Origin of the sequence: Nonomuraea sp. NPDC049141 (genome assembly GCF_040648415.1) — a bacterium.
Classification (GTDB): Bacteria; Actinomycetota; Actinomycetes; order Streptosporangiales; family Streptosporangiaceae; genus Nonomuraea.
On the sequence record NZ_JBEZDR010000011.1, the window covers coordinates 340509 to 362011 of the forward strand.

Annotated in this window: 20 protein-coding genes; 11 read left to right on the forward strand and 9 right to left on the reverse strand. The window is 69.8% G+C overall.

Translation table 11 applies throughout. From position 1 onward, the window contains the following. Positions 1-7 precede the first annotated feature (7 nt). The 4 genes from AB0B91_RS32805 to AB0B91_RS32820 form a co-directional block, all read right to left on the reverse strand. Entirely contained in the window at positions 8-976 is a 969-nt protein-coding gene (locus AB0B91_RS32805; RefSeq protein ID WP_358327703.1) for a hypothetical protein, read from the reverse strand. A gap of 28 nt (positions 977-1004) precedes the next feature. After that, the gene (locus tag AB0B91_RS32810; protein ID WP_358327705.1) at positions 1005-1412 is read right to left on the reverse strand and encodes an ABC transporter substrate-binding protein; all 408 of its coding nucleotides are present in this window, start codon (positions 1410-1412) and stop codon (positions 1005-1007) included. A 49-nt stretch (positions 1413-1461) separates the two neighbouring features. After that, the gene (locus AB0B91_RS32815) at positions 1462-1836 is read right to left on the reverse strand and encodes an SDR family oxidoreductase (RefSeq protein WP_358327901.1); all 375 of its coding nucleotides are present in this window, start codon (positions 1834-1836) and stop codon (positions 1462-1464) included. A gap of 343 nt (positions 1837-2179) precedes the next feature. After that, positions 2180-3115 (reverse strand): LysR family transcriptional regulator, encoded by a 936-nt coding sequence (locus AB0B91_RS32820; RefSeq protein WP_358327706.1) that lies wholly within the window; start codon positions 3113-3115, stop codon positions 2180-2182. A gap of 133 nt (positions 3116-3248) precedes the next feature. Here AB0B91_RS32820 and AB0B91_RS32825 point away from each other — a divergent pair, with 133 nt between their 5' ends. Beyond that, positions 3249-4493, forward strand: coding sequence for an MFS transporter (locus tag AB0B91_RS32825; RefSeq protein WP_358327708.1), 1245 nt, complete (start codon positions 3249-3251; stop codon positions 4491-4493). A gap of 308 nt (positions 4494-4801) precedes the next feature. Here AB0B91_RS32825 and AB0B91_RS32830 read toward each other — a convergent pair whose 3' ends face one another. Together AB0B91_RS32830 and AB0B91_RS32835 are read right to left on the reverse strand one after the other, a co-directional pair. Further along, positions 4802-6403: a hypothetical protein gene (locus AB0B91_RS32830; protein ID WP_358327710.1), complete on the reverse strand. Its 1602-nt coding sequence runs from the start codon at positions 6401-6403 to the stop codon at positions 4802-4804. A 178-nt stretch (positions 6404-6581) separates the two neighbouring features. Continuing rightward, complete coding sequence (locus AB0B91_RS32835; RefSeq protein WP_358327711.1) at positions 6582-7778, reverse strand: ROK family transcriptional regulator; 1197 nt, start codon at positions 7776-7778, stop codon at positions 6582-6584. 289 nt (positions 7779-8067) lie between these two features. On the opposite strand from AB0B91_RS32835, the gene AB0B91_RS32840 reads away from it, so the two are divergent. Genes AB0B91_RS32840 through AB0B91_RS32865 form a run of 6 tightly spaced genes read left to right on the forward strand, consistent with a single transcriptional unit; the run spans position 8068 to position 15699 of the window. After that, positions 8068-8817 (forward strand): ThuA domain-containing protein, encoded by a 750-nt coding sequence (locus tag AB0B91_RS32840; protein ID WP_358327712.1) that lies wholly within the window; start codon positions 8068-8070, stop codon positions 8815-8817. Continuing rightward, positions 8814-9806: a Gfo/Idh/MocA family oxidoreductase gene (locus AB0B91_RS32845; RefSeq protein ID WP_358327713.1), complete on the forward strand. Its 993-nt coding sequence runs from the start codon at positions 8814-8816 to the stop codon at positions 9804-9806. The genes AB0B91_RS32840 and AB0B91_RS32845 overlap by 4 nt, the downstream gene beginning before the upstream one ends. Then, entirely contained in the window at positions 9800-10762 is a 963-nt protein-coding gene (locus AB0B91_RS32850) for a sugar ABC transporter permease (protein ID WP_358327714.1), read from the forward strand. Before AB0B91_RS32845 ends, AB0B91_RS32850 begins: the two co-directional genes overlap by 7 nt. Continuing rightward, complete coding sequence (locus tag AB0B91_RS32855; protein ID WP_358327715.1) at positions 10759-11571, forward strand: carbohydrate ABC transporter permease; 813 nt, start codon at positions 10759-10761, stop codon at positions 11569-11571. The genes AB0B91_RS32850 and AB0B91_RS32855 overlap by 4 nt, the downstream gene beginning before the upstream one ends. Then, positions 11568-12791 carry an extracellular solute-binding protein gene (locus AB0B91_RS32860; RefSeq protein ID WP_358327716.1) on the forward strand — a complete coding sequence of 408 codons (1224 nt, stop codon included), beginning with the start codon at positions 11568-11570 and terminating at the stop codon, positions 12789-12791. The genes AB0B91_RS32855 and AB0B91_RS32860 overlap by 4 nt, the downstream gene beginning before the upstream one ends. 28 nt (positions 12792-12819) lie before the next feature. Beyond that, on the forward strand, positions 12820-15699 hold the full coding sequence (locus AB0B91_RS32865) for a CBM35 domain-containing protein (protein ID WP_358327717.1): 2880 nt from the start codon (positions 12820-12822) through the stop codon (positions 15697-15699). 169 nt (positions 15700-15868) lie between these two features. On the opposite strand, the gene AB0B91_RS32870 is transcribed toward AB0B91_RS32865, so the two are convergent. Both AB0B91_RS32870 and AB0B91_RS32875 read right to left on the reverse strand, forming a co-directional pair. Continuing rightward, a complete protein-coding gene (locus AB0B91_RS32870; RefSeq protein ID WP_358327719.1) occupies positions 15869-16303 on the reverse strand; it encodes an ester cyclase in 435 nt (144 codons plus the stop codon). A gap of 90 nt (positions 16304-16393) precedes the next feature. Further along, positions 16394-16636: a hypothetical protein gene (locus AB0B91_RS32875; RefSeq protein WP_358327721.1), complete on the reverse strand. Its 243-nt coding sequence runs from the start codon at positions 16634-16636 to the stop codon at positions 16394-16396. Between the two features lie 62 nt (positions 16637-16698). On the opposite strand from AB0B91_RS32875, the gene AB0B91_RS32880 reads away from it, so the two are divergent. Both AB0B91_RS32880 and AB0B91_RS32885 read left to right on the forward strand, forming a co-directional pair. After that, a complete protein-coding gene (locus AB0B91_RS32880) occupies positions 16699-17112 on the forward strand; it encodes a hypothetical protein (protein WP_358327723.1) in 414 nt (137 codons plus the stop codon). Then, on the forward strand, positions 17105-18685 hold the full coding sequence (locus AB0B91_RS32885) for a multicopper oxidase domain-containing protein (RefSeq protein ID WP_358327725.1): 1581 nt from the start codon (positions 17105-17107) through the stop codon (positions 18683-18685). Before AB0B91_RS32880 ends, AB0B91_RS32885 begins: the two co-directional genes overlap by 8 nt. Before the next feature lie 92 nt (positions 18686-18777). Here AB0B91_RS32885 and AB0B91_RS32890 read toward each other — a convergent pair whose 3' ends face one another. Beyond that, entirely contained in the window at positions 18778-19869 is a 1092-nt protein-coding gene (locus AB0B91_RS32890) for an epoxide hydrolase family protein (RefSeq protein ID WP_358327903.1), read from the reverse strand. 107 nt (positions 19870-19976) lie between these two features. On the opposite strand from AB0B91_RS32890, the gene AB0B91_RS32895 reads away from it, so the two are divergent. After that, entirely contained in the window at positions 19977-20456 is a 480-nt protein-coding gene (locus tag AB0B91_RS32895; RefSeq protein ID WP_358327727.1) for a MarR family transcriptional regulator, read from the forward strand. 121 nt (positions 20457-20577) lie between these two features. After that, on the forward strand, positions 20578-21465 hold the full coding sequence (locus AB0B91_RS32900; RefSeq protein WP_358327729.1) for an aminoglycoside phosphotransferase family protein: 888 nt from the start codon (positions 20578-20580) through the stop codon (positions 21463-21465). Positions 21466-21503 lie beyond the last annotated feature (38 nt).

Below are 21503 nucleotides of genomic sequence, written 5' to 3' on the forward strand. Positions count from 1 at the left end.
AGGGTCGTCAGCCCTTACCGCGCGCCTCGAACCGGAGGTAGAGGCCCTGCTTCTTCGGCACCTTGAGCAGGGTCTCGACGACCTTGCCCTTGAGGTCCACGACGCCCACGCCCTCGGGGGTCGGCGCGAGCAGATGGCTCTCGTCGTACCAGCCCAGCACGGGACTCCAGACGGGGCTGAAGGCCAGCTTGATCCTGGTGACGGCCTTGCCGGTGGCCGTGTCCCACACGCAGGCGGACTTCTCCAGCGACATGCAGGCGGTGACGAAGCGGCGGCCCGACGGGGTGAACGTCCCCTGTCCCTGGGCCGCCGGGCGTCCGCGTACGTGCCAGGTCCGCTTGACGGCGCCGGTGAGGTCGTACTGGCGGATGGAGGATTTTCCGTTCTTGCCCCAGCGCACCACGACATCCTTGCCGTCGCGGGTCCACTGGAAGCCGCCGACGGTGATGAGGGCCTTCTCGATGCGGACGAAGCGGGCTTTCAGCGTGGGCACGTCGATCAGGACGATGCCCTCGGAACGGGGCTCGAACCCCGCCTCGAACACGTTGAGCAGCAGGTGGCGGCCGTCCGGGGACCATGTGGGCCAGAGCGTGTGCAGATACTGGCCCTCCTGCTCGGGGTCGGCCGGGACGGGCAGCTCCACGTTCGTCCTGTCGCCGGACTGGCGGTCCACGAACGTCATCGTCGGCTTGCCGGGGGGCCTGGTCTCGGCGAGGGTCGCCGTCCAGCGCTCGTCGGGCGACACGGCGACCTCCCCCTCGGTCTCTACGAACGCGCGCTTGGCCGGATCCCAGACCCGCTTGCTGAAGGGCGGCCTGGTCGACGGCGTCGAGTAGGAGGTGAGCTGGATCGGCCGACCGGCCATCTTGGCCACGACCTTGGCCGAGGTGCCCGGCAGCTTGCCGACCGGCGGCTGGGCGGGGGCGGTGCCGAGCGTGGCGGTCATGGCCAGAGCGGCGGCTAAGTTCATGATCATGTCTGCTCCTGACAGGCTCGGGTGCGTCCTACAAGATCACGAGGAAGCCGGGATGCGGTAGTACTCGGCTGCGGTGAAGGTGGCGGGGACGCCGGGTGAAGCACCCGGGTGCGGTGTGGGGGGCGTGCACCGCCAGCCGCCGGCCCGCCAGGTCGGCCAGGGAGGTCAGGCCGGAACGGGCGAGGAACCAGAACAGCGGGCGGTCGGTGTTGACATTGAGCGCGACCCAGGGGGCGCCATCGGTCAGCCGGGACAGCAGCGCCCGGCCGAGCCCGATGGTGGCGCCGCGGCGCAGCCGCTCCTCGTCCCAGACGCAGCCGTCGCGCAGCGTGACGTGGACGCCCTCCTCGGCGTAGAAGTCCTGCTGGTCGGCGATGTAGGCGGCCAGTTCCTCGTGCAGGCCCCGTCCCACGTAGGCGAGATCGATCGTGTACATGAACGTTTTCCTTGATCGTGTCACCGCCGCGCGCCCGCGCGCGTATGCGTCAGTACATGGACATCCCGCCATTGACCGCGGCTGAGGTGCCGGTCATGAAGGCGTTGTCCTCGCTGGCGTAGAAGGCGACCACTTGGGCGACGTCGCCCGGGTATGCCAGGCGGCCCAGAGGGGTGACGGCCACCTGCCGCCGCTTGTGCTCCTCGTCGATCACACTCGCCATGCGGGTGTCCTCCACCGGGCCGGGCTCGACGATGTTGACCGTGATGCCCCGCGGGCCCAGTTCCTGGGCGAGGTATCGGGCGAACTGCGCCAATGCGGCCTTGGCCGTGCCCAGGGCGATCATGCCCTCCCGGGGCGCGCGGCTGAGGCCGGTACCGAGATAGATGATGCGTCCCCAGCCCTGTTCGAGCATGGCGGGCAGGACGGCCTAAGTCACGAGGATCGTCACTTCGTTGTGCAGGCGGGTGACGCCGGGCGCTCCCATGAGCGCGGCATCCTTCCTGTCGGCGGCCCGCCGTGCGATCCTCGATCCCGGTGGTGACCAGCGTCTGGCGGTCGTGCGCCGCCGGAAGCGGCCGGTGGCTGAGCACGATGAGCGGCGCGGTCGGGTGTGGTGTCCCACCCACTCCGACCGGCCGGTAACCGCCTCCACGGAAGCTTCGGATACAGCGGACGAATGAGGTGTGCGGAGTGTGTCGATGCCCATGCCTGCCTTGAGTCACCGTCGGTCGATCCGGCCACGATGACCGCGGACGCGGCGGCGTTCAGCGCGGCAGCACCCACTCCGGTACCCAGGTCCCGGCGGCGTCGTGGCCGGCCGTTGTGGCGGCGAGGTGCGCGCGGAGGGTGGCCAGCGCTGGATGGGGGCTGTCGCGGTGCCATAGGAGCGAGTGCGGGTAGACGGGCGTCGGGCCGGTCACCGGGATGCGGCGCAGGCCGTGGTCGGCGGGCCAGACCAGGCGGGTCTGCTCGCCCATGAACGTGGCCAAGGCCGGGGTGTCGGCGATGGTGTCGAGGAGCGCGTCGGAGCCGAAGTTGGGGCCGGTCGCCTCGATGGTGAGGCCGAACTCGGCGACGAGATCGTCGTAGTAGGCGGCCCACTCGGTACCGGGGACGATGCCGGGCATCCAGATCCGGTGCCCGGCCAGCTGAGCGACGGTCACCGACCGGGCGCCGGCCAGCGCGTGGGCGGGTCCGGTGAGGAGCTGGAGCGCCTCGTCGAGCACCCGGACGGATTCGATGTCCTCGGGAAGGGGCCGGCCGGGCACGCCGACGGCGCGGAAGGACGCGTCGATCGTCCCGGACCGAATGGCGGCCAGGGCCGTCTCGACCTCGAACAGCATCACCACGTCGAGCTCGATCTCGGGGTGCGCACGGTGGAAGCCGCGCATCAGGCCCGACGCCGCGCTGCGCGAGGCGATCATGTCGACGCGCAGCGGACGGCGGCCGGTGCGTACGGACGCGACCGCGCGCTCGGCGACGCGCAGCAGCTCGCGCGCGTGGGGCAGGAACGCCTGCCCATCGATGCTGAGCTCGGCGCCACGCGCGGTGCGGGCGAACAGCCGCACGCCGAGGTTGCGCTCCAGCGCGGCGATGCGCTTGGAGACAGCCTGCTGGGTGACCGCCAGCTCGGCGGCGGCCTCCTGAAACTGCCCCGCGTCGGCGGCGGCGACGAAGGTCCGGACGGTGTCGAGGTCCATGCCGACACCCTACGGGAACAACCGTTGGTTGTGGCCGACAGCCCTGCAGTTGTTTGATCTCCTGGTATGGCGCGCGCTTTGATGCCTTCGATCGCGGATCGGTTGTACGGATGAGTGACGAGGAGCATCGGGCATGAGGAACAGGCACCGGCTGGGACGGCGGTTCGGGTGGCTCTGGGGAGCGTATGGGACCAGCGCGCTCGGTACGTGGCTCGCCTTCGGGGCGTTCCCGTTGATCGCCGTCCAGGTGTTGCACGCCGGACCGGCCGAGGTCGCCGCGCTCTCCTGCGTGGGGGCTTTGGTGGGTGCGGCGGTGGCGGTGCCGCTCGGGCCGTGGGTGGAGTTCCGCCGCAAGCGGCCGGTGCTGATCGCGATGGACCTGGTACGGTTCGCGGCGCTGCTGACGATCCCCACCGCGTTCGCGCTCGGCGTGCTCACCTTCCTCCAGCTCCTGCTGGTCTCGGTCGTCGTCGCGGCGGCCGACATCACCTTCCGCGCCGCCTCCGGCGCGTACCTGAAGACGCTGCTGCGGGCCGAGGACCTGCTGGCCGCCAACGCCCGATTCGAGTCCACGACCTGGACGACCACGATCATCGGACCGCCGCTGGGTGGCGCGGCGATCGGGCTCCTCGGTCCGGTGGCGACGGTGGTGGCCGATGCGGTCAGCTACCTGCTCTCGGCCTTGGGCATCGGCGCGATGGGCGGGCACGAGCCGCGGCCCGAGCGCCGGGCGGCCGCGCGCCTGCGGGCCGGGGACCTGGTCGACGGTTGGCGGTACATCCTCGCCGACGCGGCGCTGCGTCGGCTGTTGTTCAACACCGCCCTGTTCAACGGCCTGGTGATGGCCACCCAGCCGCTGCTGGCCGTCCTGATGTTCGGTCAGCTCGGGTTCACACCGTGGGAGTACGGCCTCGCCTTCGCCGCGCCCTCGATCGGTGGGCTGCTCGGTTCGCGACTGGCCCGGCCGCTCGTCACGTGGTTCGGGCAGCACCGGGTCCTGGTCGTGGCCGGGGCGCTGCGCGCGCTCTGGCCCATCGGTCTGGCCTTCCTGGGGCCGGGCACCGGAGGGCTGTTCCTGGTGATGGGCGTCGAGCTCGGGCTCATCTTCTGCTGCGGGGTCTTCAACCCTGTCAGCGCCACTTACCGCCTCGAGCGCACCGCGACCGACCGGGTCGCCCGAACGCTGTCCGCCTGGGCGGTGACGACCAAGGCCTCGGCCGCGCTCCTGACAGCCGTCTGGGGCGTGCTGGGCGGCCTGCTCGGCCCGCGTACGGCCATCGGCCTGGCCGGCGTGCTCCTGCTGGCGACCCCGCTGCTGCTCCCCCACCGCCCGGCCGCCCTTCTCCCCGACCCGGAGCAGACACCGAGCCGCACCTGAACGGCGCCAAGGCTGTCACCGCGATCGGGGTGCGCCGCCCTTGTTCGGAGCGCTGCGATCGGCACCTACTTCCGCCGTCCGCTCCCGCGTCCGATGCCACGAGGACGGAATCGTCTTGTGGGAGTCGGGGTGCCGTCAAGAACCGTGCGATGAGCCGCCAAACCGCGCCTGAGCTGGGACGCGACCCGCTGGGCTCCGGCCGCGCATGGCTACTGCGGCGCCCGGAAGCCTACCTGGTACGGCAACGGGCGGCGGGGTAAGGGCGTCTGGTTCGCCCTTACCCCGCCGCCCGTAGGAGCCGGCAACTCCTATGACGGCCGTGCGGTCGCGGTGATCAGGTGGCCTTGCCGCGGGCGATGTAGAGGTTCATGTCGGTGAAGTCGAGGGTGACGTTGTAGGGCTTGTGGATGCTTCCTGTTGTGCGGATTACGGACGAAGCCGTCGAGCCACCGATCGAGTGAGTATTCGTGGTGGAGCTGGTCGAAGGTGTCGGCGAGGTCTTTGATCGGGCCGGGGAAGGGCCGGCGGCCCGGCGCGCTGAACGCCGGCAGCTCGGCGGCCTCGAAGCCGCCGGGATCGGAGGAGCCGGGCGGCGTCGTGGTGGCGCCGTAGGCCTCGGCCAGGAGGGCCGCCAGGTCCGGGGGCAGCGCGTCCGCCGCCTCCCGCACCGCCTCGGCTCCGGCCGGCGTGAACCGTCGCGCGTGCTTGACCGCCAGCCGGACCGACCGCTGCCTGACCTCGTAGGACTCGCACAGGAACGCCGAGACCAGCGCGGGCGCCAAATGGTCGAGGTCATCGCCGGCCGCACGGGCGGCCTGGTCGAGCAGGGTGAGCCCGGCACGTACGAGCTTGCCTTCGGGGCGGAACAGGAGCGCCGCCACGGCATCGTTGACGTCCTCGCCGCTCAGCCCGTCCCCGCCGCGCAGTTGCCGCAGAGCCAGCTCGGCGACCGGACCCGGAGCGGCGGGCAGCAGCCGCAGGTAGTCGCGCATACGTTCCGGGCTGTGCCGGGGCTCCAGCAAATCGTGCAGGCGGACGAAGAACCGCAGGTCCGTCGTGCTGCCGCCACGCAGGAACCGGCGTACGCACCCGTCGACCAGCGCCTCCCGCTCGATACGCCCGGCCTCGGCCAGGTCGCGCAGCGCGTGCAGCCAGGACCGGCGGCCGTCCTGCCCCTCCGCGCCTCGGTCGTCGCGCAGCAACCGGCCCACGCCTTCGGCTTCGAACAGGCGCGGAATCAGGTGCTCGGCCAGCGGATCGTCGTCGAGGTCGGGCGGTGTGGACGCCCAGGCGGCCACCAGCGGCTCATGGTCGGGAAGCGGGGCTCCGGTACGGCGCAGCAGTTCCAGCGCCAGCGCGACGGTGCCGTCCGCCCGCTGCCGGCTGGTGCCGCGCAGGCGTCCTGCCACGCGTACGGCAAGGTCGGCCTGCCATTCGGGTGGGCGCGCGGCGATGACCCGCAGCAGCGGCTCCAGAGGGAGGTTTCCGTTCCGGCCGGCGAAGTCGCGCCGGAAGATCCAGGTGGCGACCGCGGCCGCGCCACCCAGGGTGCCCGCGCCCGCGACCAGCATGGGGGCGATCCAGTCGTCGCGCATCGTCCAGTCGACGTCGTGGTGGTGGGCCCGATAGGAGCCGGTCGACCACCACCGGTGAAACGCCTCGTCCTCGGACAGGCCGCGGGCCACCTCGGCGTCGATGAACGTCTTGCGATGGTGTTCGTTCTCGGTTGTGATCTGTGCCCGCAGCCGGTCGAAGTGCTCCTGCGTGGCCTGCCGGGCAGGGCCTATGTGGCGGGGCAGCCGGCGGGCCGTCTCGTGGCATCCGGCCGTATCCAGGCGTAACACCTCGTCAGCCGTCCTGGACGCGTCACCTGCGGCGATGGCCTGCGCCACGTGCTCCCACCCGCTCACGCGCCCACCCCCGCGAGGCCGTCGCGCCGAGGGGCGCGGGGATGCGGGATGAGGAGGCGGGCGCCGCCAGGCGCCGGCACGGCAGTGGTCATGACGCAGACCATAGAGATCGTCCCCGACAGAAGCCGTCGGCTCCATCACCGAGACCGACGCGATCGAAACCGGCGAAGCCAGGCAGTCAGACCGTGGCCGGTTTGGGAGTCGGGGAGAGGTTGGTGAAAAGGCGTTCCTCGGCGACGTCGAGGGCGCTGCGTACGGCGCCGATCGCGGACGAGTGGTCGCCCATGACCGAGCAGACGACCGTTGGCGGGAAGGCCGTCTCGCGTTCGACGCGGACGCGCACCGGCTCACGGATGGCCTCGCCGGCGGCCGAGATGCCGCCCCCGATGATGATCAGTTCGGGGTCGATCGTCACCATGACCGGCGCGAGGCCCTGGACGAGCAGGTCGGCGAACCCGTCGATGCCCGCCTGGGCGGCCGTGTCGCCCGCCTTGGCCGCGTCGAAGATGGCCTGGATCGCGTCGCCCTGGTCGGCGCTCCGTCCGGCCAGGGCTCTGGGCGCCAGTTCCAGCAGTCGTTCGTACGCGTGCGCCCACGGCAGCCCGCGCCAGAGGCCGATCTCCGCCGCGGCGCCGTGCCCGCCGGCGTGCGGCCTGCCCGCGACCAGCAGGCCGGTGCCCATGCGGCGGCCGACGTGGACGTACACCACGTCGGAGGCGTCGCGGGCCACGCCCTTCCAGTGTTCGGCCAGGGCGGCCATCCGCATGTCGTTGAACACCTGGGTCGGGATGCGGAAGTGGCGGTGGAGGTGGTTGCCCAGGTCGACGCCGTCCCACTCGGGGATGGCCGGGGCGTGGGCGACCTTGCCGTCAGGGCCGACGACGCCAGGGGTGGCGACGGCCGCGCACATGATGTCGGCGGCGGACAGGCCGGCCGCGTTCAGGGCGGCGGCGATCGCCTGGTTCATGATCGTCAGGCGTCTGGCCCTGGAGGAGGTCGGGCGGAGGGTCTCGCGGCGTTCGGCGACGATCTCCCCGGACAGGTCGCTGACCAGTACGAGCACCTTGTGGCCGCCGATGTCGACACCGAGCACGTGGCCGGCGGCGGGGCGGAACTCGAAGCGCTGCGCCGGCCTCCCCACCCGGTCCTTCTTGTCGACGGTCCGGTCGGAGCTCTGGATCCAGCCCGCCTCGAGCAGGTCGGAGATCGCCTGACTGGCGGTCGGGCGGGAGATCTTGGCCGCGGCCGCGAGCGCGGTGATCGTGTGGCTGCCGCCCCCGTAGAGCTCGCGCAGGACGGACCGCAGGTTGAGCAGGCGGACCACGGATGTGTCGCCGCTGAGCTGCGTCGCCGACCGAACCATGAACGAGGTCATCCGTTTCGCTTTCTGCTTCGTTACCTACAGCTTGGACCGAACACCGGCGACTCGCAGCCGAACGACGCGCCGCGCGACGTCGGAGGACTTCGTCATCCTGAACCTCCTCGAGCTGTCATCGGATGTCTCAAGTGAAGAGTATCGCAGCCGGAGACTCTCGCAGTGCCCTCAGAATCTCACCATCTGGGACGCATTTCCCTGCTGACAGCCACCCATTGTCTTCTGTGAGATCGCCTCCTATTGTGGATAGAGCTTACATAAGTGAGCGCAACCCCCTGCAATACATCCGATGGGTGCGAGAACGATGAACGTGACCGTGTGGAACGAGTTCTACGAGGAGAAGAAGTTTCCCAGCGTCTCGTCGGTGTATCCCGACGGCCTGCACGTGGTGCTCGAACAGGCGCTGGTCGAACACCTCGGCCCCGAGGCCGACGTACGCGTCGCGCTTCAGGAGCAGCCCGAGCACGGTCTCAGCGAGGCGGTGCTGGACGCCACCGACGTGCTGCTGTGGTGGAGCCATCTCAAGGACGACGAGGTCGGCGACGAGGTGGTCGAACGGGTCAAGCGGCGCGTACTCGACGGCATGGGCCTGCTCATCCTCCACTCCGCCATCGGGTCGAAGATCGCCAAGGCCCTGCTCGGCACGTCCGGCCAGATGACCGGCTGGCGTCACGGCGACAGCGAGCTGCTCTGGACGATCCTGCCGGGCCACGAGATCGTCAGCGGCGTCCCCAACCCCGTCGTCATCCCCGCGGGCGAGATGTACGGCGAACCGCTCGACATCCCCGCGCCGGACGAGCTCGTCTTCATCAGCTCCTACCAGGGCGGCGAGGTGCTGCGCAGCGGCTGCGGCTTCCACCGGGGCAGGGGCCGGATCTTCTTCTTCGCCCCGGGGCACGAGGAGTCCCCGATCTACTTCCAGCCCGAGATCAGGCGCATCCTGGCCAACGCCGTACGGTGGGCGGCCCCGCCCACCCAGCCCCAGCCGAAGGCCGCCAGGCAGGGCGAGTACCCGAAGAACTGGTGGGTCCAGGCATGACGGACCTGATCCAGATCGGCCTGGGCCCGTGGGGGACCGATTGGGCCACCAAGATCCTCCCGCGGCTCGCCGACGCCAACGTGACCGGCTGGGTGGACGCCTCCCCCGACGCGCGTACGGCGTTCGTCGCCGCGACCGGCGCCGACCCGGGCACCGTGTTCGCCACCGTTGAGGAGGCGCTGGAGGCGACCGGGGCCGTGGCCGCGATCGCGCCGGTCGCGATCGGCGCGCACGTGGCCGTCGCCAGGCAGGTGCTGGAGGCCGGCGCCCATCTACTGCTGGAGAAGCCGTTCGCGCTGGACACGGCCACCGCCCGCGAGCTGGCCGGCCTCGCGGCCGAGCGCGGCCTGGTCTTCGGCATCGACCAGAACTACCGGATCTTCCCCGGCGTCCCGATCGTCCGTGACCTGCTCGAACGGCGGGCCGTCGGAACCATCCGGCGGGTCTCGCTCGAATGGCACCGCATCCACCAGGGCGTCAGGGACTCCAACGCGCTGATCGAGCTGGCCATCCACCATTTCGACCTGATGCGCCACCTGTTCGGGCGCGACGGAGTGGCGATCACCTGCGTGCCGGTGACGCCGGTGCGTTCGGCCCAGGACCGTACGCCGGGAGCGAGCCTCATCGTCGAACTGGACGGCGGGATCACGATCGACTACGTGCTGTCGAGTCAGGGAGTCGACGCGCAGACGCCGTGGCCCGGGGTGTGGCGGATCTCCGGTGACGACGGGCTGCTCAGGTGGGGGGCCGCGCCGGACGACCACCGGGCCGTGTCGATCACCGACGGGGACGGGAACGTGACCCCGGTCGAGGTGCCCGAGCTGCCGCTGTTCGAGCGGGCCGGGGTGCTGCGGGCGTTCATCGACGCGGTCGAGGGCACGGGCGTGCCGACCTCGCCCGCCGCCGACAACGCGCACAGCGTCGCGATGCTGGAGGCCGCGCTGACCTCGGCCCGCACCGGGGAGCGCACGAGGGTCGAGCGGTGGTGACGGCCGTGGCCGACCGGGCCGCGGCGCGCGAACAGCGACAGAGCACACGGCGACGGAGCACACGGCGGCAAAGCGGTGGGGGCAGCACGCTGTTCGGCCGCAAGACGATGCTGTTCCTGCTGCCGGGAGCGGTCTACCTCGCGGTGCTGTCGGTCTACCCGCTCATCGACCTGTTCCGTACGGCCTTCTCCGACGTGACCGCGGCGAACCTGCTGGGCGAGCGGCCCTTCACCGGGCTCGACAACATGTGGCGGGTCATCGAGGACCCGGCCTTCGGTGACGTGGTGCTGCATACGCTGGCCATCGTCGCGATCGTGCTCGTCGTCGGGCTGGCCGGCGGGTTCGCCGCCGCGCTGGTGCTGCGCCCGCGTACCCGCCTGAGCAGCCTGACGCTCGGCGTGATGGTGTTCGTGTGGACGCTGCCCGCCGTGGTCGCCGGGAATCTGTGGAAATTTCTGCTGGAGTCGGGCGGGCCGGCCAATTCCGTACTGCTCTGGCTGCACGTGGTCCAGCAGCCGATCCCCTGGCTCGCCAACGGCACGCTGGCGATCGTGGTGCTGGGGCTGGTCAACGCCTGGATGGTGGTGCCGTTCTGCGCGCTGGTCCTGCGCGCGGCGCTGCTCGACGTCTCCCAGGAGCTGCTGGAGGCCGCCGCGCTCGACGGCGCGGACGGCTGGAAGGCGACCAGGCACATCGTGCTGCCGCTGCTGCGTCCCGTCATCTCCATCCTCGGGGTGCTCGTCGTGATCAACGCCTTCCGCTCGTTCGACCTCATCTTCGTGATGACCAGCGGTGGGCCCGGCACCTCCACCACCACGCTGCCGTACCTCGGCTACCAGCAGGCGTTCAAGTTCTACGAGTTCGGCCAGGGCTCCTTCACCGCGACGTTGTCGCTGGTCATCGTGCTCTTCCTGGGCGGCTTCTACCTCAGGATGAACCGGAGGGAGCAGCCGTGAGACGCACCACCGCGCTCAGCGTGCTCGGCTGCGCCGGCCTGCTGGCGATCTACGCCCTGCCGCTGTACTGGCTGGTCGCCACGTCGTTCAAGAGCCTCAAGGACGTGTTCGCCGAATCGGCGGCGGTGATCTTCACCCCCACCGTGCAGGCGTACGTGGAGGTGTGGAACGGCGGCTTCGCCACCTCGGCGGTCAACTCGGTGATCATCGCCGTGTCGACCACGGTCATCGTGCTCGCCATCGCCGTGCCCACCTCCTACGGCCTGGCCCGGCTCAACGGGGCCGTGGTGACGGGCGCGCTGGCCGTACTGATCATCCTGCAGATGGTCCCGGCGACTTCGACCCTCATCCCGCTGAACAGGCTGCTGGCCCAGTGGGGCCTCACCGGCAACCTGTACGGCGTGGCGATCGCGATCGCGGCGACCAACCTGCCGTTCAGCATCCTGCTGCTGCGGCCGTTCTTCACCGGGGTGCCGATCGCCATCGAGGAGGCCGCCGCCAGCGACGGCGCGAACAGATGGCAGCGGTTCGTGAAGATCGTGCTGCCGATCACCCGCAACGGGATCGCCACCGTGGCGACCCTCACCTTCATCGGCGCGTGGGGCGAGTTCCTGTACGCGATCACCTTTCTCAACGACCCGGGCCTCTACCCGGTCAGCGCGCTGCTCGCGCAGCAAATGTCCTCCTACGGGGTGAACTGGCCGGGCCTCATGGCGGTCTCCGTCCTGGTCTCGGTCCCGACCGTACTGATCTATCTGTTCGGGCAGCGTCTGCTGGTCGGCGGCATCACGATGGGAAGCGTCCGTTGATTTCTGCGAAACTCCGCGGCCTCGCCGCCGCGGCGGCTCTGTGCGCCCTGGCCGCCTGCGGGACCTCCGGTTCCGGCGGTTCGGGCAACGTCAACCAGGTCACGTTCTGGCACTACTACGCCCAGGGCGTCCCCGCCACCGCGAAGTTCACCAAGGACCTGAACGACGTCTACGCCAAGGCCAAGCTGCCCAAGCCACTGAACAGCGTGTACGTGCCCGGCGAGCAGCTCACCCAGAAGGTGATCGCCGCGGCGGCCAGCAAACAGGGCCCCGACGTCTTCGTCCAGGGCGGCGCCGACCTGCTCCAGCTCGTCAAGGCCGGCGCGATCACCGACTTCACCGCGCAGTACGAGGCGTTCAAGGACAAGGACCAGATCCCCGACACGGCCGTCATCAAGCAGGACGGCAAGGTGTACGGGGTGCAGGGCTTCAGCAACACGACCGCCCTCTGGTACAACCAGGCGATCCTTGACGAGTTCGGCATCACGCCGCCGACCACGATGGACGAGCTGAGCGTCGACCTCGCCAAGATCGGAAAGAAGTACGTCGGCATCGGCCTTCCCGGCCAGGGCGATCAGGACGTCAACGCCTTCTCCTTCATCACCGCCTACGGCTTCGACTACGCCAAGCCCGACGCCGCCGCCCTGGAGAACGCCTTCAAGCTGGTCGGCGGCTGGGCCGACAAGGGGTACGTGCCCCGGGACGCCGCCACCTGGACCCCCGACGTCGCCTTCCAGAAGTTCGCCGCCGGCGGCATGGCGTTCGTGCTCGGCGGCAACTGGCAGTACGGCAACGCCAAGAAGACCGCCTCGTTCAAGTACGGTGTCGTGCCCGTGCCCAACGGGAGCGCCCCGGCCAAGGTCTACCAGTTCGGCGACAACGTCCACATCAGCGCCTTCACCAAGGACAAGGACGCCGCCTTCAACGCCATCGCCACCCTGTTCCTCGGCAAGGACGGCGAACTCGCCGCCCTGGAGGCGGGCAGCATGCCGATACGCAAGGACCTGGCCGACACCAAGGGCATGCAGGACCCGATCTACAGCCAGTTCCGCAAGGCCCTGCAGAACGGCGTGCCGTACCTGCTGCCGGGGTTCGGCACCGAGCTGACGCAGATGCGCAAGCCGGTGGCCGAGGCGTGGAGCGCCGTGATCGCGGGACAGTCCTCCCCCAAGGACGCCGCCACCACCGCGGTGGCCGCCGTCCAGCGCGCCGCCAAGTAGCACATCACTCTCCGAGGGAGAAAACCGCATGCGCCTGCGTGCCACCCCCATCCTTGCCCTCGTCCTCGTGCTGCTGACCGGCCTGCTCACGGCGGTGCCGGCCCGCGCCGAAGTCGTTCACCCGCGCCAGCAATGGTTAAGAGACTCCACGGCGGGCCTGTTCCTGCACTGGGGCATGTTCACCGCCCCCAGGCATCTGGACTGCGCGCAATGGGAGAAGGACGTCACCGAAGGCGGGTGGAGTCCCGACTACTGGATCGACCAGGCCCGTGACCTCGGCGCCTCGTACATCGTCCTGGCCACCTTCCACAGCGCCCTGGGCTACGCCCGCCCCTGGCCGTCCGCGATCCCGGGAAGCTGCTCCACCAGCCGTGACTTCCTCGGCGAGCTGGTGAAGGCCGGGCGGGCGAAGAACGTACGGATCATGCTCTACATGACCGACGACCCACAGTGGCACAACAACACCGGCGTCGAGATGCTCGACTCGGCCGCCTACTCCGCCTACAAGGGCAAGCAGGTCGACCTGACCACCCGGCCCGGATTCGGCCAGTTCAGCTACGACCTGTTCCTTGAGGTTATGGAGAAATATCCGGACCTGGCTGGGTTCTGGATCGACAACGAGAACGAGTACTGGCAGCAGAACGGCCTGTACGAGAAGGTCCGGGAGAAGCGGCCGTCCTGGCTGCTGAGCAACAACAACACCGACACCCCGATCATGGACACGGTCAGCAACGAGCAGAAGACCGGCATGATCCCGGCCTACGACTACCCACAGGCCGCCTTCACCCCGATGCCGCGCCTGACCGAGGCCGACTACAAGCTGCCCACCACCGGCGACTGGTGGTACGACGGCGCCGACCACCCCGTCGACGCCCGCCTGTCCACCGGCCGCTACATCACCAACGCCGGCTCGTCGATGAAGTCTCTCATGGCCGAGACCGCGATGGTGAACGGCAGGTTCCCGCCGCAACAGGAGGCCTTCAACACCTTCATGTCCGCCTGGGTCCCGCCGATCAAGGAGTCGCTGCAGGCCACCGAGGGCGGCGGCTACCTGTACGGCGGCATGCGGCCCGGACACTGGAACGACGGCGCCCACGGTGTGATCACCCTGCCGCGCACCGGGAACGTCCAGTACCTCCACGTGATCACCAAGCCCAGCACCGATCACGTGCGGCTGCGCGACAACGGCTACCGCGTCACGAAGGTGAGCGACCTGCGCACCGGCGAGCGGCTGCGCTTCAGCCAGTCCGGCGGCTACCTGACCGTCCTCGGGATCACGCGGTGGGACGACTACGACACGGTGTTCAAGGTCGAGACGGCCGGCCGTCAGGGCTTCTACGGCTCGCTCAAGGCCACGGCGTCCGCCGAAGGGGCCGGCCATCCGGCCGCCGCGCTGGTGGACGGCGGGTTCGAGAACTACTGGGACTCGGACGGCCGGGTGCCGGTGTCGATGACGTTGGATCTCGGCAAGCCGGACAAGATCTCGTACCTGGCGATCAATCAGCGCGAATGGTCTCCCACCTATGCCAGGTCGACCTTCGGCCGGCCGGAGGACTCCGCCCGGATCAAGGACTACCGCGTCTACGTCAGCGACGACGGCAAGCACTGGGGCAAGCCCGTACGTGCCGCCGCCATGCCCAGCGCGCGCGGCACGCAGGTGATCGATCTGGGCGAGCAGCGCGCCCGCTACGTGAAACTGGAGGTGCGGAGCACCTGGTCGGGGCCGCAGGCGCCGCGCTTCTACCACCGGCTCCGGATCGACGAGATCCAGGTGGCGAGCTCGTACCCGACCTCCCATGACGCCTTGCCGCTCGAGGCCGAGGCGCAGCAGCGGACGGGCAAGGCCCGCGTCGAGAGATGCGCCGCCTGCTCGGGCTCGGCCCAGGTCACCGGGCTGCGGGAGGGCACCCTCACCTACCGCGACGTGACGGTCCCGGCGGCGGGCGAGTACCGCCTGCGGATCGACCACACCGCCGCCGCACCCACGTCCCTGTCGGTCGCCGTCAACGGGGCGGCCCCGGTCACGGTCCAGGTGCCCGGCGACAACAAGGCCGTGCCCCTGTCCACCGCCCTGCCGGTCACCCTGCGCGCGGGCGCCAACACGATCACCCTGTCCGGAGGCGCGGGAGTGGACCGCCTCGCGATCGCTCCCATGCCGCCCGCCTCCTCCGTGCCCAAGACCACCATGACCGTCGACCCGTCGGGCCTGCAGTGGGTCGGCTCCGGCCGGCAGTCTCTGAAGGTGTCGGCCACGCTGCGCCTGGACGACGACGACGCGCTCGACCAGGTCACCCTGGCCCCGGTCGCGCCCGAGGGTTGGACGATCGAGGGCGAGGCGGCCACGTCGGCCACGATGCGGCTCGGTCAGACGCTGGCCGGCTCCTGGACGCTCACGTCACCGCCCGGAAAGGAGGTGACCGCGACCGACATCCCGATCACGGCCGCCTTCCGGTCGCTCGGCCGCCAGAACACGGTCACGAGCCCCCTGGGGGTGCGACCGCGTCCCGCCGGCCGGGTGTTCATGCGGGAGGCCGAGGACTCACGCAACAAGATCGGCGAGGCGGGTATCACCGCCTGCGCGGCCTGCTCGGGCGGGCAGAAGGTACGCAACATCGGCGGCGGACCGGACCAGGGCAGCGTGCCGGACGCGTACGTGCTGTTCGAGGATGTCACTGTCCCGGAGGCGCGGACGTACACGCTGGACATCGACTTCACGGTCAACGGCAACCGGTCCTTCTTCGTGACCGTCAACGGCGGGACGCCGATCGAGGTGAAGGTGAACGGCGTGGGCAACAACACCCCGTACACCGTCAGCATCCCCGTCGCCCTCAAGGCCGGCCCCAACACCATCAAATTCCACAACGACACGACCCCGGGGCCTGACCTCGATCGCATCTCCCTGGGCTGACGGTTCAGGTGGACGCCCGTCGCACGAGGCGGTCGATGCCGCGCACCGCGACCTGGTCCGGACGATGCGTTCAGGCGCTGACTTCGGCCTCGCGCGGACGGGCGTCCATAGCGGTGCGCAGGTGGCGCACGGGCGACAGCAGCATCCACACCGGTGGCCCGGCGAGGTGCTACGCCGGGATGAGGCCCAGTTGCCGCAGCTGTGAGTAGATGTCGACCACTCCCCAGATGTCGATGATCTGGCCGTCGGCGAAGCGGGCGATGAAGATCTCCTGGTAGGTGACGGATCTGCCGGTCGGGGGCATGCCGCGGTATTCACCGGAGTTGGTCCCGGTGACCGTCTGCCGAGCGACGATCTTGTCTCCGTCGGCGAGCAGGTCCTCCATCGTCACGTGAATGTCGGGGAACGCGCGCAGGAGCACCGCCCAAATGCGCTTCTGCGCCTGCACCGCGGTCGTGTCGGTCGGCTCCGCTGTGTGGAAGCGCCCGTCCGGGTGAATGAACTCGTCGATCGCCTTCGAGATGATCTCCAGATCGCCGCTGTTGACCGCGTCGTGGAAGCGGTGGTACGTCTCCTTGTTGCGTACTTCCTGGCCTGCTGACATGACGTCTCTCCTTAGATCGTGGTGAAAGCAGCGTCCCGGTAGTTACGACCAGACAGCCCCCTGGATTGTGAGGCGGCGCCACCGGGACGATCACTGCGGTTCGCCGGTGATCCAGTTCCAGCCGGTGATCGTGGTACGCATCAGGCGAGCGGCGGTTGACAGGTTGCTGTCGGCGCCCCACAACAGGGTGAGCGCGCGACGGCAGTCGGGGCTGTCGACGGCGATCCAGGCGCTCCGATCAAACGCCGCGCCACCACCAAGAACTGCCTGAGCGTGTGCAGGTCCATCATGCCTCTCAGTACATAACACCATAGCAATATTGATCTTAGGCAAGATAGCTAATAGGCCATAGTGTCGAGGCGTTTGCGAAGGAGACAGAGTGAGGAGGATCCTGCATGCTTACCGTTGCCGCGTATCGGACGACACCTGCGGGGTGGACACTTCGGGCCGTCGTCAGCGCGCACGTGGTGGCGATCGTCGGCCAGCCGGTGTTCGCCGGGGCGTACCTGACCGGTGACTTCGACAGCCTGCGCCGGCACGCGGTCGGCGCCGACGTGGTCACCTCCATCGGCTACCTGCAAGTGATCGTGGCGATCGTGGTGTGGGTCCGGCTGCGTCAGGTCTGGCCGTCGCTTGCCACGATGGCGGTGGTGGCGGCCGAGACCGTGCAGTACTTCGCCGGATTGGACGGCGCGCTGTGGTTGCACATCCCGTTGGGGGTGATGACCGTCGTCGCGCTCGTCGTGCTGTTCATCGCGGTCTGGCGCCAACCCATGCTCCGGCGGCCGCGAGAGGCCCGCGATGCGTGAGCGTGACATGACCAGGCGGCAGGTGCTGGGCATCGGCGGGGCGCTCGGGCTGATGACGGCCACCGGACTGTCGGCCTCGGCGGCGCTGGCGCGCAGGCCGTCGATCACCGGCGCCGAGTTGCGCAGCGCCGTACCGCTGCCGCCGCCTTTCCAGGTGCCGCTGCCGATTCCTTCCGTGCTGGCGCCGGTCAGCACCTCGGGCGGCGCCGACCGTTACGCGATGACTCAGCGCGAAGCGAGCGTGGAGATCCTGCCCGGTGTCAGGACGCCGCTGTGGACCTATGACGGCACCTTCCCAGGGCCGACGATCGAGTCGCGCCGCGGTCGGCCGGTCACCGTGACGCACCGCAATGAGCTGCCTGTGCCGACCGTCGTGCACCTGCACGGCGGACGGACCCCGGCGGCTTCCGACGGCTACCCGACCGACCTCCTCCTGCCCGAGGGCTGGCAGGAGGCCGCCATGCACATGGGGCACGGCATGCACGATCCGCGTGCGGTGGTCACCAGGCTGACACGGGACTACACCTTCCCGCTGGACCAGCGGCCGACGCTGCTGTGGTACCACGACCACCGGATGGACTTCACCGCACCCGCGATCTGGCGCGGCCTGGCCGGACTGCACATCGTCCGCGACGACGCCGAGGACGCGCTCGGCCTGCCCGCTGGGCGGCGCGAACTGCCCCTGATGATCGCCGACCGGGCGTTCGCCGCCGACGGCGGCCTCGCCTACCCCGCCCTCGACCCCACCCTGCGGGAGCGGCCGGGCGTGACCGACCCGTACCTCGCCGGCGTCCTCGGCGACGTGATCCTGGTCAACGGCGCCCCCTGGCCCGTGTACGAGGCCGACGCCGCCCGCTACCGGCTGCGCATCCTGAACGCCTCCAACGCCCGCCACTACGAACTCGAAGCGGTCACCGACGACGGCCACCGGCTCGACCTCGTCCAGATCGGCGCCGACCAGGGACTGCTCGCGGCGCCGGTCACCCACCGCGTCCTGCCGATCGCGCCGGCCGAACGCTACGACGTGATCATCGACTTCTCCGGTGTCGCGATCGGCAGCCGCGTCCGGGTCGTCAACCGGCTCGGCTCCGGCCGTACCCGCGACGTGATGGCCTTCCGCATCGCGCGCGACGCCACCGACGGCAGCCGTATCCCGCGCACGCTCTCAGACGATCTGCCGGACTGGCGCAGGTCGGATGCCGTCAAGGTGCGCGAGTTCTCCTTCCGCACCGGGCGGATGCACGGTGGTCACGGGTGGCTGATCGGCGGGCTGCCGTTCGACCCCGGCCGCTCCGATGTCACCGTCGGGTTGGGCAATGTCGAGGTGTGGCGGCTGGTCGCCGACGTCCATCACCCCGTCCACCTGCACCTGGTCGGCTTCCGGGTGCTCTCGCGCAGCGGCCGGCCGCCGCTGCCGCACGACGCGGGTCTCAAGGACACCGTCTCCTTGCGGCCGGGCGAGTCGGTGGAGATCATCACCCGGTTCGACGGTTACCGCGGCCGTTACCTCTTCCACTGTCACAACGCCGAGCACGAGGACATGGGCATGATGGCCAACCTCGAGATCATCTGACATTCCGCGGTGCGGCTGGACTCGGCGAAGGTGAACGGCCTGTTGGCCGCGGAACTCCGGGGTGCCCGGAAGTCCGCGGCCAACAGCGTCTTCTAGCGGGTGGCGATGTGGGTGGTGAAGAAGTCCCGGACGTCCTCGGCGAGCAGCTCCGGCACCTCCATCGCGGCGAAGTGGCCGCCGCGTTCGAACTCCGACCAGTGCCTGATGTCGTACAGCCGCTCGGCCAGCGGTCGCACCGACTGCGTGATGTCGCGCGGGAACACCGCCACGCCAACCGGCACCGCGCAGGGCACGCCCTGCCCGCGGGGAACATCGTGGTGCAGCCGCCCCGAGGAAGCCGCGGTCGCGGTCAGCCAGTACAGCGAGATGTCGGTGAGCATCCGATCGTCGCTGACCGGCGTGCGCGGGTCGGTCCACTGTGCGAAGCGCTCGGCGATCCAGACCAGCTGCCCGACCGGCGAGTCGGTCAGCGCGTATCCGATGGTCTGCGGGGTGAGGGCCAGCAGAGCCTGGAACGGCGGACGGTTGGCCATCAGGTGCCGGACCTTGTCCAGCCGGGCTTCATCCGTTTCGGACAGCTCGATGCCGGCGTCCGGGTCCGGCCGGGTCGGCAGGTAGTTGATGTGCACCCCGACGACCTGCTCCGGCGCCACCGCGCCGAGCGCCAAGGAGATGCCCGCGCCGAAGTCGCCGCCCTGCGCGCCGTAGCGCTCGTATCCGAGACGCCGCATCAACTCGGCCCACGCCCGCGCGATCCGGACGGCGTCCCAGCCGCGCTCGTGGGTCGGCCCGGAGAAGCCGTAGCCCGGAATGGACGGGATCACCAGGTGGAAATCGCGCGACAACGGCTCGATCACGTCGAGGAACTCCAGGAACGAACCGGGCCAGCCGTGGGTGAGGATCAGCGCGAGCGCGTCCGGCTTCGAAGAGCGGACGTGGACGAAGTGGATGTTCTGGCCCTCGATCTCGGTGGTGAAGTGCGGAAGCTCGTTGAGCTTGGCCTCGTGCGCACGCCAGTCGTAGCCGGTACGCCAGTATTCGGCCAGTTCCTTGAGCCGCGCCAGCGGGAACCCGTAGTCCCACCCGGCGTCGGCGACCTCGTTGGGCCAGCGAGTGCGGGAGAGCCGGTCGGTCAGATCGTCGAGATCGGCCTGGGGGATGTCGATGCGGAACGGCTTGATCATGGTCTCGGAGGAACTCATTCGATGTCCAAACGTTCGTATGGCTAACGTTTACTCGCCAAACGATAGCACATTCATTAGCGCTCCAAACGATTCGTTAGACTTGCCCCATGGAGAACCCAGCCGAAAAGACGCCCACCAGGTGGGAGAGCCTGCCCAGCTGGCTGCTCAACCAGACCGCCAACCACGCGCACCGCCTGGTGGGCGACGGGTTCTCGTCCGTCGGCGCCCGTGGCTACCACTACCGCCTGCTGGCGACGCTGGAGGAGCTCGGCCCGGCCAGCCAGGCCGCGCTGGGCCGCCGTAGTGGCATCCACCTCAGCGACATGGTCGCGACGATCAACGAGCTCGCCGATCACCAACTGGTCGAGCGCGCCCCGGACCCCGCCGATCGACGGCGCAACATCATCTCGCTGACCTCAGCGGGCCAGCGGCAACTGCGGCGACTGGAGAAGCGGCTGGCCGAAAGCCAGGACGAACTACTGGCTCCGCTGTCACCCGAGGAACGACAGCGGCTGACCGAGCTGCTGTCCAAGTTGCTGGACCACCACAACCGACGAACCGGCACCCCCGAAGAGCCGTGGCGCTGAAGATTGCACCAGCGCGTGGCCCTGACGACTGGCCGGAAATCCGGTCGACAGGCGAACCCACGGTGCACTGTGATGGTCCGGCCGCCCGCCGCACGGAGCGGGCCTATCGCAGGAGTTGCTCTTGGCGACCTCCATCCGCCCCACGATCAATGCCCCACTGGTCAGGAGGCTGGTCGATACGCAGTTCCCGCAGTGGGCCGCGTTGCCTCTGGAACTGCTCGATCCGGCCGGCTCGGACCATGTGATCTACCGGCTCGGCGAGCAGTTGTCCGTCCGGCTGCCCCGCCACGCCGGCGCCGTCGGACAGGCCGCGAAGGAACTCGAGTGGCTCCCCCGGCTCGGCCCGCGACTGCCCCTGGCCATCCCGGTACCAGTGGGAGTGGGTGAGCCCGACTTCGGCTATCCGTGGCGATGGGCGGTGTCCCGCTGGCTGGAGGGCGAGGTGGCGACCGTCGAGGCACTGGCCGGCTCGTCCGCGGCCGCCGTCGCATTGGCGGAGTTCCTGGCCGCCCTTCAGCGGTTCAGGCCCGAGGACGTTCAGTCGCCGGAGGCTCGCGAGGACCTCACCGGCCGGCCGTTGGCCGCCCGGGATCGCGCGACGCGGGCCGCGATCGCAGAGGTCGGCGGCGTGTTCGACACCACCGCCATGACCGAACTGTGGAACGCGGCCATGAACGCCCCCGGATGGGATCGCCCTCCGGTCTGGTTCCACGGCGACTTCCACACCGGCAACCTGCTGACCGTCGACGGCCGTCTCGGCGCGGTCATCGACTTCGGCGAGCTCGGCATCGGCGATCCGGCCTGTGACCTGACCATCGCCTTCACCCTGATGTCGGCCGAGAGCCGGGCCGTCTTCCGGGCCACGCTCGGCGTGGACGACGCCACCTGGACCCGCGGTCGCGGCTGGGCCCTCGCCACCGGCCTGAACGCCTACACCGCCTATGCCGCCGTCAACCCGAGGGTCGCCGCGCAGACCACCCGTCAGATCACCGAGGCCCTCATCGGCTAGATCAGGCTTCGGTGGAAGGCACAGCCGTAGCTGTCCAG

Coding starts and splice junctions, on each gene's coding strand:
- AB0B91_RS32805 (WP_358327703.1), bottom strand. CDS start 976: ATGATCATGAACTTAGCCGCCGCTCTGGCCATGACCGCCACGCTCGGC.
- AB0B91_RS32810 (WP_358327705.1), bottom strand. CDS start 1,412: ATGTACACGATCGATCTCGCCTACGTGGGACGGGGCCTGCACGAGGAA.
- AB0B91_RS32820 (WP_358327706.1), bottom strand. CDS start 3,115: ATGGACCTCGACACCGTCCGGACCTTCGTCGCCGCCGCCGACGCGGGG.
- AB0B91_RS32825 (WP_358327708.1), top strand. CDS start 3,249: ATGAGGAACAGGCACCGGCTGGGACGGCGGTTCGGGTGGCTCTGGGGA.
- AB0B91_RS32835 (WP_358327711.1), bottom strand. CDS start 7,778: ATGACCTCGTTCATGGTTCGGTCGGCGACGCAGCTCAGCGGCGACACA.
- AB0B91_RS32840 (WP_358327712.1), top strand. CDS start 8,068: ATGGGTGCGAGAACGATGAACGTGACCGTGTGGAACGAGTTCTACGAG.
- AB0B91_RS32845 (WP_358327713.1), top strand. CDS start 8,814: ATGACGGACCTGATCCAGATCGGCCTGGGCCCGTGGGGGACCGATTGG.
- AB0B91_RS32865 (WP_358327717.1), top strand. CDS start 12,820: ATGCGCCTGCGTGCCACCCCCATCCTTGCCCTCGTCCTCGTGCTGCTG.
- AB0B91_RS32870 (WP_358327719.1), bottom strand. CDS start 16,303: ATGTCAGCAGGCCAGGAAGTACGCAACAAGGAGACGTACCACCGCTTC.
- AB0B91_RS32880 (WP_358327723.1), top strand. CDS start 16,699: ATGCTTACCGTTGCCGCGTATCGGACGACACCTGCGGGGTGGACACTT.
- AB0B91_RS32885 (WP_358327725.1), top strand. CDS start 17,105: ATGCGTGAGCGTGACATGACCAGGCGGCAGGTGCTGGGCATCGGCGGG.
- AB0B91_RS32890 (WP_358327903.1), bottom strand. CDS start 19,869: ATGATCAAGCCGTTCCGCATCGACATCCCCCAGGCCGATCTCGACGAT.
- AB0B91_RS32895 (WP_358327727.1), top strand. CDS start 19,977: ATGGAGAACCCAGCCGAAAAGACGCCCACCAGGTGGGAGAGCCTGCCC.